At 64.5% G+C, this 14,674-nt stretch carries 10 protein-coding genes; 3 read left to right on the top strand and 7 right to left on the bottom strand.

The window, feature by feature from the left end; all coding sequences use genetic code 11:
• Nucleotides 1-8 precede the first annotated feature (8 nt).
• Together epmB and NKF27_RS04880 are read left to right on the top strand one after the other, a co-directional pair.
• Nucleotides 9-1,046 carry an EF-P beta-lysylation protein EpmB gene (gene epmB / locus NKF27_RS04885; RefSeq protein WP_253555557.1) on the top strand — a complete coding sequence of 346 codons (1,038 nt, stop codon included), beginning with the start codon at nucleotides 9-11 and terminating at the stop codon, nucleotides 1,044-1,046.
• 117 nt (nucleotides 1,047-1,163) lie between these two features.
• A complete protein-coding gene (locus NKF27_RS04880) occupies nucleotides 1,164-1,616 on the top strand; it encodes an antitoxin Xre/MbcA/ParS toxin-binding domain-containing protein (protein ID WP_108449818.1) in 453 nt (150 codons plus the stop codon).
• Between the two features lie 315 nt (nucleotides 1,617-1,931).
• Here NKF27_RS04880 and leuA read toward each other — a convergent pair whose 3' ends face one another.
• Entirely contained in the window at nucleotides 1,932-3,638 is a 1,707-nt protein-coding gene (leuA, locus tag NKF27_RS04875) for a 2-isopropylmalate synthase (protein WP_213227706.1), read from the bottom strand.
• A gap of 607 nt (nucleotides 3,639-4,245) precedes the next feature.
• Here leuA and NKF27_RS04870 point away from each other — a divergent pair.
• Nucleotides 4,246-5,577, top strand: a complete 1,332-nt coding sequence (locus NKF27_RS04870) for a glycerophosphodiester phosphodiesterase family protein (protein WP_253555556.1) — start codon at nucleotides 4,246-4,248, stop codon at nucleotides 5,575-5,577.
• Nucleotides 5,578-5,789: 212 nt separating this feature from the next.
• Here the strand turns inward: NKF27_RS04870 and arcC are convergent, their stop codons facing one another.
• From arcC to parC, 6 genes are all read right to left on the bottom strand, one after another.
• Nucleotides 5,790-6,737 (bottom strand): carbamate kinase, encoded by a 948-nt coding sequence (gene arcC / locus NKF27_RS04865; RefSeq protein ID WP_253555555.1) that lies wholly within the window; start codon nucleotides 6,735-6,737, stop codon nucleotides 5,790-5,792.
• A gap of 77 nt (nucleotides 6,738-6,814) precedes the next feature.
• Entirely contained in the window at nucleotides 6,815-7,825 is a 1,011-nt protein-coding gene (locus NKF27_RS04860; protein ID WP_045994511.1) for an ornithine carbamoyltransferase, read from the bottom strand.
• A gap of 76 nt (nucleotides 7,826-7,901) precedes the next feature.
• A complete protein-coding gene (arcA, locus tag NKF27_RS04855; RefSeq protein WP_045994512.1) occupies nucleotides 7,902-9,158 on the bottom strand; it encodes an arginine deiminase in 1,257 nt (418 codons plus the stop codon).
• A 95-nt stretch (nucleotides 9,159-9,253) separates the two neighbouring features.
• Entirely contained in the window at nucleotides 9,254-10,681 is a 1,428-nt protein-coding gene (arcD, locus tag NKF27_RS04850; RefSeq protein ID WP_253555554.1) for an arginine-ornithine antiporter, read from the bottom strand.
• A gap of 411 nt (nucleotides 10,682-11,092) precedes the next feature.
• Nucleotides 11,093-12,316, bottom strand: coding sequence for a phosphoserine phosphatase SerB (gene serB / locus NKF27_RS04845; RefSeq protein ID WP_253555553.1), 1,224 nt, complete (start codon nucleotides 12,314-12,316; stop codon nucleotides 11,093-11,095).
• Nucleotides 12,317-12,371: 55 nt separating this feature from the next.
• Nucleotides 12,372-14,627 (bottom strand): DNA topoisomerase IV subunit A, encoded by a 2,256-nt coding sequence (gene parC, locus NKF27_RS04840; RefSeq protein ID WP_253555552.1) that lies wholly within the window; start codon nucleotides 14,625-14,627, stop codon nucleotides 12,372-12,374.
• Nucleotides 14,628-14,674: the final 47 nt, after the last annotated feature.

Below are 14,674 nucleotides of genomic sequence, written 5' to 3'. Positions count from 1 at the left end.
TGGCCCGCATGATAACCCGAAGCTCGACGCTTTTGCATTGCTCTGCCCCGGATGAGCCGGGACTTCCCGCCCCCGGCGGCTGGCAGCGACAGCTGGCCGGCGCCATTCGTGACCCGCGCGAGCTGTGCCGACGCCTGGGGCTCGACGCCTCCCTGATCCCCGGCGCCGAGGCCGGCCACTCCCTGTTCGAGGTGCGTGTGCCCGAGGCCTTTGCCGCGCGCATGCGCCACGCAGACCCGGACGACCCCTTGCTGCGCCAGGTGCTGCCCCTGGATGCCGAGCAGACAAACCCCGAGGGCTACGTCACCGATCCGCTCCAGGAGGCCCAGCACACCGCCCGTCGCGGCCTGATCCACAAGTACGCCGGACGGGTACTGCTGATCACCAGCCCCGCCTGCGCGATCAATTGCCGCTACTGCTTCCGTCGCCACTTCCCCTACCAGGAAAACGCCCCCTCACGCAGCCAGTGGGACGACACCCTAGACTACCTGCGCGAGGACGATACCCTGCGCGAGGCGATCCTGTCCGGTGGCGATCCGCTGGCCGCCAGCGATCGCCAGCTGGCCTGGCTGGTCGAGCGGCTCGACGCCATCCCCCATCTCAAGCGACTACGCCTGCATACCCGGCTGCCGGTGGTGATCCCCGATCGCGTCGACGGCCCCCTGCTCGAGTGGCTCACCGGCAGCCGCCTGCAGAAGGTCATGGTGCTGCATATCAACCACGCCAACGAGATCGACGAGGCCGTCGCCGGCGCCTGCGCGCGGCTCAAGCAGGCCGGCGTGACCCTGCTCAACCAGAGCGTGATCCTCAAGGGAGTAAACGACTCGGTAGATGCACTGGAAGCGCTCTCGGAGCGGCTGTTCGAGGCCGGCGTACTGCCCTACTACCTGCACGCCTTCGACCCGGTGTCCGGGGCAGCCCACTTCGACGTGGCCGACGCCCGCGCCAACGCCCTGGTCGACGAGTTGCGCACCCGCCTGCCCGGCTTCCTGATGCCGACCCTGGTCCGCGAGGTCCCCGGCGAAGCCAGCAAGACGCCGTTGTAGCTGTGACGCAATCGTCAAAGTACGCTGGGTATCAGGCCCGTCGTGGGGCGAGGGAAGCTGCAACAGCCTCTCGTCCTCTTTTGTGATATCGACCGATGCCACAAGGAAAGGTGCAACATGAAGTCTGCCATCAAGGTTTTCCGACCGAAGCAGGCCGACCACAAAAGTGACCTCTGGCACGCCATTGGGCTTCCCCGGCGAGGCCCGCAACTGCACGAAGCGTTAAGAAATGGTGTCGCCTACGAGGTGTACTCCATGCTCGCCTCCTTCACGGGGTTAGGAAAGCAGGACCTGAGACGCTTTGTCGCCATCTCCCCCACCACACTGAGGCGTCGAGCGACGACTGGCCGCTTCACCGTGGACGAGGGCGACCGGCTTTATCGTGTTGCCGAGGTATACCACTGCGCCATTGATCTGTTCGAGGGTGACACGCAGCAGACTAACCAGTGGCTGCTTACCCCTGCCCCTGGTCTTGGAAACACGCGGCCGGTGGATATGGTGGTGACATCGGCTGGTACAGCTGCCGTGCTGAACCTGATTGGACGGCTCGAGCACGGCGTCTGCGTGTGAGTATCGCTCATGACAGACACTCGCCTTGCGAAAGCAGTTAATCCACAACGTCGGTGACGAATCTCGCGGTGCCAAGCGTCATCGTGCCGAGGGAAACGAACTACCTGATCAACCCGGCGCATTTCAGCTTCAAGGCGATGGTCGATGAAGCCCGAGAGATGCCCTTCGCTCCCGATAAACGTCTTTAGTAACGACTGCTGGTGACCCACTCCGCAGAACGCCCCTCCCTGGACCACACCAAGCATGCTGCAAAAAAACCGCCCCCGGGGTTTCCCCCGGGGGCGGTGCGTTTACGCCATTTGCCGGCGGCGCGAATCAGGCCACGCTGTCGGCGGTGACGTTGGGCGCCACCTCTTCGGTGGACAGGCAGCGGTTGATCGCGCTCATCACACCCTTGATCGAGGCGCTGGTGATGCTCTCGTCGGTACCGACGCCGAACACCGCCTCGCCCTTGACCCGGACCTCGACGTAGGCGATCGCCTCGGCGTCGGCGCCCTGACCACGGGAGTGCTCGTGGTAGTCGATGATCTCGATATCGTGGCCTTCGCTGCGCAGCGCCTTGACGAAGGCCGCCAGCGGGCCGTTGCCTTCGCCGCTGATGGTGTGGCGCTCACCGTCCTTGGCGATGCAGGCTTCCAGCGTCACCGTCGGGCTGTCCGGCTCGGACGACAGACGGTGGCTGACCAGGCTGTAGGGCTCGGTCTTGGCCAGGTACTCGTCGACGAAGGTCTGGTAGATCATCGCCGAGGTGATCTCCTTGCCGACCCGATCGGCCACCTCCTGCACCACCAGGCTGAACTCCATGGACAGCCGGCGCGGCAGTTCGATGCCGTGCTCCTGCTCCAGCAGGTAGCTGACGCCGCCCTTGCCGGACTGGCTGTTGACGCGAATCACCGCCTCGTAGCTGCGGCCCACGTCGAGCGGGTCGATGGGCAGGTAAGGCACCGCCCAGACGCTGTCGGGGTCTTCCTTGCGCAGCGCCATGCCCTTCTTGATGGCGTCCTGGTGGGAGCCGGAGAAGGCGGTGAACACCAGATCGCCGACGTAGGGATGACGCGGGTGGACCGGCAGCTGGTTGCAGTGCTCGACCTCGCGCATGATCGGGGTGATGTTGGAGAAGTCGAGGCCCGGATGGACGCCCTGGGTGTAGAGATTCATCGCCAGGGTGACGATGTCGACGTTGCCGGTGCGCTCGCCGTTGCCGAACAGGGTGCCCTCGACCCGGTCGGCGCCGGCCATCACCGTCAGTTCGGCGGCGGCCACACCGGTACCACGGTCATTGTGGGGGTGGACGCTGACGATCAGGTGATCACGGTGCTCGACGTTGCGGCAGAACCACTCGATCTGGTCGGCGTAGTTGTTGGGGGTGGCGCACTCCACCGTGGCCGGCAGATTGACGATCATCTTGTTGTCGGCGCTGGCCCCGAAGGTCTCGCTCACGGCATTGACGATCTCCACCGCAAAGTCCATCTCGGTGGTGGTGAACAGCTCCGGAGAATACTGGAAGGTCCAGTTGGTCTCGGGGGCCGCCTTCATCAGGTCACGGATCTGGGTGGTGGCATCGACCGCAATCTGGATGCACTGGGGCTTGTCGACATTGAATACCACGCGACGGAACACCGGATCGGTGGCGTTGTAGACGTGAACGATGGCGTTCTTGGCGCCCTTGAGCGATTCAAAGGTGCGCTCGATCAGGTGCGGGCGGGCCTGGGTCAGTACCTGGATGGTGACGTCGTCCGGGACCTTGTCTTCCTCGATCAGGCTGCGCACGAAGTCGAAGTCGGTCTGGGAGGCGGAGGGGAAGCCCACCTCGATCTGCTTGAAGCCAATCTTGACCAGCAGATCGAAGAAGCGCTGCTTGCGCTCCTGGTCCATCGGATCGATCAGCGCCTGGTTACCGTCGCGCAGATCGACGCTGCACCACTGGGGCGGGGTCTCGATGCGCTGGCTGGGCCACTGCCGATCAGGCAGGTCCACGGCCACGAAGGGGCGGTACTTGGTCGAAGGGTCCTTGAGCATCATGGCGTTTTCTCCGGAATAGGGTGTGTCGAGCGAAGCGTTATTGGAAGGCCTGTTGGGCGGCCCGGCCAGCGCCTTGTGAGCAAAGGCCAGGTAAAAACGGCGACGCCCCGCTCGCCAGAGGCGAGCGGGGCGTCATAAGTCGTTCCAGGACCGAGACGATAGCGACCACGACAATTCGCGCACCAGCCATCCGTACATCGTCGCAACGACGAGAGCGGACACCACAGGTGGCGTGACGGGACGGGTTCATGGTGGGGCACTGGGTACTGACGGACATCTTGCAACCTCGACTCAACCTGACTGGTGGCGATCCTGCCGGCGACGCAAGCACAAAGGGCGTCGCCACGCGCATTCAAACGCGTAGTAGTAGTCGTAGGTCGAGGTGGCGAGATGTCATGTTCATGCGCTCTAGAAAATCAGTCTTCAGCGACGTTGTCAACTGCGGCGCGCCAGCGCGGGCGCCAAGAGCGCTCGCTGTCATGTGAATGTCCCCGAGCCGGACTAGGGTAATAGAGCGATTCCGGCGCCCCGGAACCACCGTAATCTCTGATAACACCACCAGACTCGTGCTGATGGTTCAGCATGGCTGACACAAAGGAGACGCTCCATGGATGCCCATCACCACCGCCGCCCCGCGCCCCTCGCCGCGTTACTGTCATGCGCGATCACAGCCATCGCGCTCTGCGGGGTCACCGCCGCGCCCGCCATGGCCGAGGACAACGCCTCCAACGCCAGCGCTTCTTCCTCCCTGCCGGTCAGTCTGGGCCCCCGCCCCTACTTCCTGATCGACGACATGGACGAGGACAATGCCCAGTCCGCGGAGCTCAAGGCGACCCTTGAGCAGTGCGCGGCCAACCTTGAGCAGCCCACCCGGAGCGACTTCTCCATCGGCCACCGCGGCGCCCCCCTGATGTTCCCCGAGCACACCCGGGAATCCTACCTGGCCGCCGCGCGCATGGGCGCTGGCGTGCTCGAGTGCGACGTGGCCTTTACCGAAGACAAGGAACTGGTCTGCCGCCACTCCCAGTGCGACCTGCACGGCACCACCAATATCCTCGAGACCGAGCTTGCCGAGCAGTGCAGCGTGCCGCCGACCTTCGATGCCGATGGCAAGTTGACCAACGCCGCCGACGTCCAGTGCTGCACCAGCGACATCACCCTGGCCGAGTTCAAGACCCTGGAAGGCCGCATGGACGGCGTCGACACCAGCGCCGACACCCTGGAGGCCTACCTGGCCGGCAACCCGCGCTGGCGCACCGAGCTCTATGCCGATCGCGGTACCCTGATGAGTCACGCCGAAAGCATCGCGCTGTTTCAGGACCTGGGCGTCAAGATGACCCCGGAGCTGAAGACACCGAGCGTCGAGATGCCCTTCGACGGCATGAGCCAGCAGGACTATGCCCAGAAGCTGATCGACGAGTACGTCGAGGCCGGCGTGCCCCCGGAAGACGTCTTTCCCCAGTCGTTTCTTCTCGATGACGTGCGTTACTGGGTCGACAACACCGAGTTCGCCGACCAGGCGGTGTATCTGGACGATCGCTATGACGTGGAAGGCTTCGACGTGACCGACCCCGCAAGCTGGGAGCCGTCGATGCAGGAGCTGGCCGATATGGGAGTGAAGATTCTGGCCCCGCCGATGTGGATGCTGCTGGCCGAGGGGGACAGCGAAGACCGGCCCATCGTGCCATCGGTCTACGCCGAGAAGGCCAAGGAGGCAGGACTGGAGCTGATCGCCTGGTCCTTCGAGCGCTCGGCGCCGCTGACCCGTGACGGTGCCTGGTACCACCAGACCATCGACAATGTCGTCGACAACGATGGCGACAAGATGGTGGCGCTTGACGTGATGGCCCGCGATATCGGGGTCAAGGCGGTGTTCTCTGACTGGCCGGCGGCGGTCACCTTCTACGCCAACTGCATGGCCGACGAGTTGGCAAAATAAGCGGCAATGACCACCAGCGAACCTGGTCGGAACGCATAAAAACGGCCGGGTGGATAACCACCCGGCCAGAACGCCTTCCGTGGCGTTGGCGCCCCTAACGCCATTCCGAGGGCTCCATCCTAACGATCGTCAACCTGGAGAGCGCTCCCCCATCGGCGGTAGCCAGCCGCCTCCAGACGAGGGCAGGCAACCAGGCATGTCCCGCTCCTCCTTCAAGGAGCCGTCGTCTCCTGGGCGAAGCTTATGCCGGTGGCCCTGATACTCACCCGAGTGCCGGCGTGGCCTGCGACGATAGCCTCGATATCGGCCAGCGCCCCGATAACTGCAGTCTTGCCGCTTGAACGAGCAAACTCACAGGCCGCCTGCACCTTGGGCCCCATGGATCCTGCGGCAAAACCCTGGGCTTCCAGGCTATCGGGATCGGCCATCGCCACCCGACGGCTATGCGGGGTCCCCCAGTCCAGATAGACCCCGTCCACATCGGTGGCGATGATCAGAAGATCGCTGGCGAGTTGCTGTGACAACAGCGATGAGCACAGGTCCTTGTCGATGACCGCCTCGATGCCCTCGAGCTTGCCATCCTCCCCGTAGACCGTGGGGATGCCGCCACCGCCGGCACAGATCACCACGGTGCCCTTCTCCAGAAGCCAGCGCAGCGGGCGAATCTCGAAGATCCGTTTGGGTCTAGGGCTCGGCACAACGCGGCGGTAGTGATCGCCGTCTCGCGCCATGGTCCAGCCCTTGAGCTCCGCCAGCCGGCAGGCCTCGTCGCGCTGGTAGATGGGGCCGATGGGCTTGCTCGGCTGCTGGAAGGCCGGGTCATCGGCGTCCACCTCGACCTGGGTCAACAGCGACGCAAAGGGCACCTCCGGCGGCAACAGATTGCCGAGCTCCTGCTCGATCATGTAGCCGATCATGCCTTCGGTCTCGGCACCCAGCACATCCAGAGGAAAGGCGTTGTCCTCATCGTAGGCCGCCCCTTGCAGGGCCAAAAGGCCCACCTGGGGCCCGTTGCCATGGGCAATCACCAGCTCGTTGCCCGATGCGATGCGCGCGATCTGCTCGCAGGCGATACGAATGTTGGCGCGCAGGGCCTCGCCGTTCATGACCTCGCCACGCCGCAACAGGGCGTTGCCACCAAGGGCAATCGTGATACGCATAACAGTGTCCTTCCCGTTCGGGGTTGCAGGCGGCCCACGGGCCGCCTGGCTATCTTGCCGATCCGTTGGTGCGTGGCTTACACATCGCCGAGGGTCGAGACCATCACCGCCTTGATCGTATGCATGCGGTTCTCTGCCTGTTCGAAGGCGATGCAGGCCGGTGACTCGAACACCTCCTCGGTGACCTCGATGCCGTCCTTCAGCATCGGGTACTGCTCAGCGACCTGGCGCCCCACCTTGGTGTCACAGTTGTGGAAGGCCGGCAGGCAGTGCATGAACTTGACCCTGGGGTTGCCGGCGGCCTCCATCAGCGCCTTGTTGACCTGGTAGGGCAGCAACTGGTCGATGCGCTCGGCCCAGGCCTCCACCGGCTCGCCCATCGACACCCAGACGTCGGTGTGGATGAAGTCGACGCCCCTGACCGCCTCGCGCGGGTCCTCGGTCAGGCAGATGCGCGCGCCGCTGTCCTCGGCGAAGCGCCGGCAGTTGGCCAGATGCTCCTCGTCCGGCCACAGCGAACGTGGCGCGGCGATCCGCACGTCCATGCCCAGCTTGGCGCCGATCAGCAGAAGCGAGTTGCCCATATTGTTGCGGGCATCGCCCAGGTAGGCGAAGGAGATCTGGTGCAACGGCTTCTCGGCGTGCTCGCGCATGGTCAGCACGTCGGCGATCATCTGGGTCGGGTGGTACTCGTCGGTCAGGCCGTTGTAGACCGGCACCCCGGAGAACGCCGCCAGCTCCTCGACCACCTCCTGGCTGAAGCCGCGGTACTCGATGGCGTCGTACATGCGCCCCAGTACCCGGGCGGTATCGCGCATGGACTCCTTGTGCCCGATCTGGGACGAGGTGGGATCGATGTAGGTGACGTTGGCGCCCTGGTCATAGGCGGCCACCTCGAAGGCGCAGCGGGTCCGAGTGGAGGTCTTCTCGAAGATCAGGGCGATGTTCTTGCCCTTGAGTCGCTGGGCCTCGCAGCCGCTGTACTTGGCCCGCTTGAGATCCCGCGACAGGTCCAGCAGGTAGCGCAGCTCGCGCTCGGAGTGATGCATCAGCGACAGCAGGTGACGGTTGTGGATATTGAAGGACATGAGGGTCTCCTTGACGGCCACCTGGGCAGCCGCCGATTCACGGTAAGAAAAAGCGAAGTAACGCGTAACGACGTCGTCAGAAGTCGACGGGATCTCGCTGAATCGGACAGGTCATGCAGTGACCGCCGCCCCGTCCACGGCCCAGTTCACTGGCGCTGATGGTGATCACCTCGACCCCGGCCTTGCGCAGCAGGGTGTTGGTGTAGGTGTTGCGGTCATAGCCGACCACCACGCCTGGCTCCAGGGCGACCACGTTATTGCCGTCGTCCCACTGTTCGCGCTCGGCCTCGAAGCTGTCGCCACCGGTCTCCACCACCCGCAGTTTCGGCAGCCCCAGCGCCTCGGCCACCACCTCGATGAAGCTTCCCTTCTCGCGGCGCACGTCGATGCCACTGGGCTTGCTCTCGTCGGGGCGCAGACTGAAGGGAACGATGTCCTTGACCACGTCAGGGAAGACCGTCACCAGGTCGCGATCGCAGAAGCTGAAGACGGTGTCCAGGTGCATGGCGGCACGCGACCGGGGCAGTCCCGCCACGATCACCCGTTCGGCCTCGCCGGCCCTGAACAGGGCGCTCGCCACCTGACCGATGGCCTGGTGCGAGGTGCGCTCGCCCATGCCGATCAACACCACGCCGTTGCCCACCGGCATCACGTCGCCGCCCTCCAGGGTGGCCGAACCATGGTCCTGGTCGGGATTGCCGTACCACACCTTGAAGTCGGCGCCGGCGAAGCGCGGGTTGAAGCGATAGATCGCCGAGGTCAGCAGCGTCTCCTGGCGACGGGCCGGCCAGAACATCGGATTGAGCGTCACCCCGCCGTAGATCCAGCAGGTGGTGTCGCGGGTGAACAGGGTGTTGGGAAGCGGCGGAAGAACGAAGCTGGACTGTCCCAGATAGTCGCGGAAGGTCTTGAGGGTCTCGCCTCCGTGGCTCTCGGTGATGTCGGCCCAAGACACCCCGCCGATCAGGAACTCGGCGAGTCTCCGGGGCTCCAGTTCACTGAGCCAGGCGCGGACCTCATCGGCAAGGCCGAAGCCGACCAGGTTGGAGGTCACCTTGCGCTCGAGAATCCAGCGCATGGCGTCGCGATTTTCGAGGGTTTCGGTGAGCAGGTTGTGCATCTCGAGCACTTCGATGTCACGCTCGCGCATCTTGGTCACGAAGTCGAAGTGGTCGCGCTTGGCCTGGTTGGTCCACAGCACATCATCGAACAGAAGGTCATCACAGTTGCTGGGGGTCAGTCGCTGATGAGCAAGCCCAGGCGAGCACACCATGACCTTGCGAAGCTTGCCTACCTCGGAATAGACACCCAATCGTGAAGATCCACTTTTCATTCTGTTTCTCCTTCCCTTTTGCGGGACTGTCACTACCGCATCATCAATGAACCTGACCGCTGTAACATGTCGAACATCGAGGTCTAACTACATAACTACAGACTCAACCACCCCTGATAGAGCCCCAGCGTGGCCACCAGCGCCGAGGCGATAGTGACCGCGAAGATAATCTTCTCGATGGGGGTAAAGACCTTTTCATCACGCTCGCTCTTGGCCTTGTAGAAGGACACGGCACCAGGGGCGTAAAGCAGCGCCGACAGCAACAGATAGTCGATACCGCCAGCAAACAGCAGCCAGATCGCGTAGAGGGTAGCCAGGCCGCCGATAAACAGATCCTTGCGGCGTACCTCAGGCTCCTTCTCGTAGGTTTCTCCCTTTACCGCGAGCAACAGGGCGTAGGCTGCCGACCACAGGTAAGGCACCAGGATCATCGAGCTTGCGAGGTAAAGAAGGCTCAGGTAGGTGGACTCGTTGACCAGCGTCAGCAGCAGAAAGAGCTGGATCAGGCCGTTGGAAAGCCACAGGGCGTTGACCGGCACCTTGTTGGCGTTTTCCTTGCTCAACAGTTCAGGCATGGTGCCGTCGCTGGAGGCCGCGTGAAGAATCTCGGCGCACAGAAGCGTCCAGGACAGCAAGGCGCCAAGCAGCGAGATCACCAGGCCAAGGCTGATCAGATGTCCGCCCCAGGGGCCGACCACCTGGCTCAGCACCAGCGCCATGGACGGGTTCTTGAGCTCGGCGAGTTCCGGCTGGCTCATGATGCCCATGGACAGCACATTGACCATCACCAGAAGCAGAAGCACACCGACAAAGCCGATCACGGTGGCGCGCCCGACATCGCGACGATCGCGAGCCTTGGCGGAATAGATGCTGGCACCCTCGATACCGATAAATACCCAGACGGTGACCAGCATCATGTTGCGAACCTGGTCCATGACGCTGCCAAGATCGGCGTTGCCGGTGCCCCAGAAGTCCATGGTGAAGACGTCCAGGTGAAAGCCGATGGCGGCCAGCACGATGAACATGATCAGCGGGACGATCTTGGCGATAGTGGTCACCAGATTGATGAACGCCGCCTGCTGGATGCCCCTGGCCACCAGGAAGTGAACCGCCCACAACAGGATCGAGGCACAGCCGATGGCCACCGGCGTATTTCCCTCGCCGAATACTGGGAAGAAGAAGCCCAGGGTGCTGAACAACAGAACGAAGTAGCTGACATTGCCGAGCCAGGCACTGATCCAGTAGCCCCAGGCGGAAGAGAAGCCAAGATAGTCGCCGAAACCAGCCTTGGCGTAGGCATAGATGCCGGCGTCGAGTTCCGGCTTGCGATTGGCCAGGGTCTGGAAGACGAACACCAGTGCCAGCATGCCGACCGCGGTAATTCCCCAGCCGATCAGCACCGCCCCTGGTGCGGCGCTCGCCGCCATATTCTGCGGAAGCGAAAAGATGCCGCCCCCGATCATCGAGCCGACGACCAGCGCGAGCAAGGCGCCGAGTCTCAGCTTTCCTGTGTCATTTTCCATGGGAAGGGTTTCCTCGTGGGGACCAAAAGTTTGCCAATTCAGGCTACTCTCTTTTTGGCCCCGTGAGGCTACCGAAACCGCCGTACACACCTCTCTGCTGACTCGTGTCAACTACGCCTTTCGACGTACATAATAACGACCCCGATCAGGTTATATCGCTCCACCACCACTGTTTGATCTCGGCCGCTTGCAACGACCTTTCCCTCGGATTTGCGGTCAATGGCTCGTCCCGAACGAGGGAACTTTGCTTCGCGAGCACTCGCAGTGTCATGCCCCAGCTGCCAGGTTCGCGACAACGTTCAGGCTCGCTGGCACCGTGCGGGAATGGGGGGGACAAAAAAAGGGAGCCCTGGGCTCCCTTGCAGTAGAAGTGAACATCGCGTCCAAGCGGCGATGTCGATGTCGTCTGGACTATTCGTGGCCCGGCGCCTGGCATGAAAGATCCGCCTGGCGATAGCCGATCAGATAGAGCACGGCGTCAAGCCCCAGGGTCGAGATGCTCTGACGGGCCTGGGCACGCACCAGCGGCTTGGCCCGAAAGGCGATACCGAGTCCGGCGGCGGCCAGCATCTTGAGATCGTTGGCGCCATCGCCCACGGCGATGGTCTGTTCCATGGCGATCCCCTCGCGCTGGGCGATCTGGTGCAACAGCGCGGCCTTGCGATCGGCATCGACGATCGGCTCGCGCACCTCGCCGGTGACCTTGCCGTCCTCGATCACCAGCTCGTTGGCGTGGATCTCGTCGAAGCCCAGCCGCTGTTGCAGATGTCGGGCGAAGTAGGTGAAGCCGCCGGACAGGATGGCGGTGCGGTAGCCCAAGCGCTTGAGCTGGGCCATCAACTGTTCCACCCCGTCCATCAGCGGCAGCTCTTCGGCGATCTCGGCCAGCACCGACTCGTCCAGGCCCTTCAGCTTGGCCATGCGCTCACGGAAGCTCTGCTGGAAGTCGAGCTCACCGCGCATGGCCCGCTCGGTCACCTCCGCCACCTCGTCGTAGACCCCGTGGCGGCGCGCCAGCTCGTCGATGACCTCGGCCTTGATCAAGGTCGAGTCCATGTCGAAGCACACCAGGCGACGGTGGGTGCGCCAGATGGAGTCTTCCTGCAGGGCGATATCGACCCCGTGGGTCGCACCCAGCGCCAGCGCCTTCTCGCGCAGCGACTCAAGGTCCACGTCCTCGCCGCGCAGCCAGCACTCGACGCAGCTACCCTGGGCCGGCGCCTCGCCGTCCAGCGGCTCGCGCCCGGACAGGCGATGGATCAACTCCACCGTCAAGCCGTGCTCGGCGGTCAGTGCCCCTACCTCGGCCAGGATGCCGGCGGGCAGTCGCGGCGCCAGCAGGGTCATGATCAGGCGCGGCTGACTCGCGGTCTCGCTCCAGCGATGGTATTCGTCGGCGCTGATCTGGATCGCCTGGACGTCCAGGCCCAGCTCGTCACCGGCGCCCGACAGGGCGCCTTCCAGGTCGGCCTCGTGGTCCAGCGCCACCAGCGCCTCCAGCGAGACGATGCCGAAGGTCACGCTCTGGTTGATGTCCAGCAGGCGCGCGCCGCTGCGGGCCAGGATCCGCCCCAGGCCGGCCAACTGGCCGGGGCGGGCCTGGCCGGTAGCGCGCATCAGGATTCGTCGTGTCATGGTTGTGTTCCTTGGGCACCCGCACCAACCGGCGGGCGCCGTACCGTCGTAAGGGTTACGCCTCGAGGCGCTCGAGCCGGTCGACCTTCTGCAGCCCGCGAGGCAGCTTGCTGCCTCGGCGTCCGCGATCTCCCCGATAGTAGTCGAGCTCACCGTTCTTGAGCGACAGCTTGCGCTTGCCGGCGTGCACCACCAGGGTATCGCCTGGCGCCAGCACCACCAGGCCACGCACAAACTCTTCGCGCCGGGCCGCCCGCGCGCCGGGAATATCCAGCATCTTGTTGCCCTTGCCCTTGGACATCTCCGGCAACTGATCCAGCGGGAACAGCAGCAGTCGGCCTTCGTTGGAGACCGTCGCCACGGTCAATTCCTCGGCCGCCGGCAGCTCCACCGGGGGCAGCACGTTGCAGCCCTTGGGCAGGCTCAGCACCGCCTTGCCGGAACGGTTCTTGCCGGTCAGGTCCTCGAGCCGGGCGACGAAGCCGTAGCCGCCGTCGGAGGCCAGCAGGAAGCGGGCGTCCCCCGGCGCCAGCATGACGCCGGCCATGTGCGCGCCGGCCACCACGTTGACCTTGCCGGTGACCGGCTCGCCCTGGCCGCGGGCACTGGGCAGCTGGTGGGCCGGCAGGGTGTAGGCCCGGCCGGTGTCATCGAGCAGCACCAGCGGCTGGTTGGTCTTGCCCCGGGCGGCCAGATGGAAGGCGTCGCCGGCCTTGTAGGACAGCCCGGCGGGGTCGATGTCGTGGCCCTTGGCGGCACGAATCCAGCCCTTCTCGGACAGCACCACCGTCACCGGATCGGCACCCACCAGTTCGACCTCGGACAGCGCCCTGGCTTCCTCGCGCTCGACGATCGGCGAGCGGCGCTCGTCGCCGTGCTCCTCGGCGGCCTTGCGCAGCTCCTGCTCGATCAGGTCGGTCATCGCCGCCTCGTTGCCGAGCAGCTCTTCAAGACGCTTGCGCTCCGCCTCGAGCTCGTCCTGCTCGGTGCGGATCTTCATCTCCTCGAGCTTGGCCAGGTGGCGCAGGCGCAGCTCCAGGATCGCCTCGGCCTGACGATCGGTCAGACCGAAGGCTGCCATCAGCGCGCTCTTGGGCTCATCCTCCTCGCGGATGATGCGGATCACCTCATCGATATTGAGGTAGGCGATCAACAGGCCTTCGAGCAGGTGCAGGCGGTCGTTGACCTTGCCCAGCCGGTGCTCGAGGCGACGGCGCACCGTGGTGCGGCGGAAGTCGAGCCATTCACCGAGCAGCTCCGGCAACGGCATCACCCGCGGGCGGCCATCGAGGCCAATCACGTTGAGGTTGACCCGCACGTTCTTCTCGAGGTCGGTGGTGGCAAACAGGTGCGCCATCAGCGACTCGATATCGACCCGATTGGAGCGCGGCTCGATCACCAGACGGGTCGGCTCCTCGTGGGTCGACTCGTCGCGCAGGTCGGCCACCATGGGCAGCTTCTTGGCCTGCATCTGCGCCGCGATCTGCTCCAGCACCTTGGCCCCGCTGACCTGGTAGGGCAGCGCGGTGATCACCACCTGGCCCTCTTCCTGCTCGTAGCGGGCGCGCATCTTGACGCTGCCGCGACCGCTTTCGTAGAGCTTTCGAAGGTCCGCGCGCGGGGTGATGATCTCCGCCCGGGTGGGAAAGTCCGGGCCAGGCAGGTGCGCCATCAGGTCGGCGGTGGTGACGCCGGGATTGCGCAGCACCTCGCAGGTGGCCTCGACTACCTCGCGCACGTTGTGCGGCGGGATGTCGGTGGCCATGCCCACGGCGATGCCGGTGCCGCCATTGAGCAGCACATGGGGCAGACGCGCCGGCAGCACCACCGGCTCGTTCATGGTGCCATCGAAGTTGGGCGCCCAGTCCACGGTGCCCTGGCCGAGCTCGCTGAGCAGCACCTCGGCGAACTTCGACAGCCGCGCTTCGGTGTAGCGCATGGCGGCGAAGGACTTGGGATCGTCCGGGCTACCCCAGTTGCCCTGGCCGTCCACCAGCGGATAGCGATAGCTGAACGACTGAGCCATCAGCACCATGGCCTCGTAGCAGGCGCTGTCACCGTGGGGGTGGAACTTGCCGAGCACGTCGCCGACGGTACGCGCCGACTTCTTGTACTTGGCGTTGGCGTTCAACGCCAGCTCGCGCATGGCGTAGATGATGCGCCGCTGCACCGGCTTCATGCCGTCGCCGATATGGGGCAGGGCCCGGTCGAGAATGACGTACATCGAATAGTCGAGGTAGGCCTTCTCGGTGTATTCGCGCAGGGACAGACGCTCGACGTCGCCCTCCGCCACCTCAATGTCCAGAGTCATGATCCCTCGTTCTCAATCCTGGTCGCCTGAACCGACGACGTGAAATC

Source organism: Halomonas sp. DN3, assembly GCF_024137905.1.
Lineage (GTDB): Bacteria > Pseudomonadota > Gammaproteobacteria > Pseudomonadales > Halomonadaceae > Halomonas > Halomonas litopenaei.
This window is presented reverse-complemented; position numbering and strand designations above follow the sequence as displayed.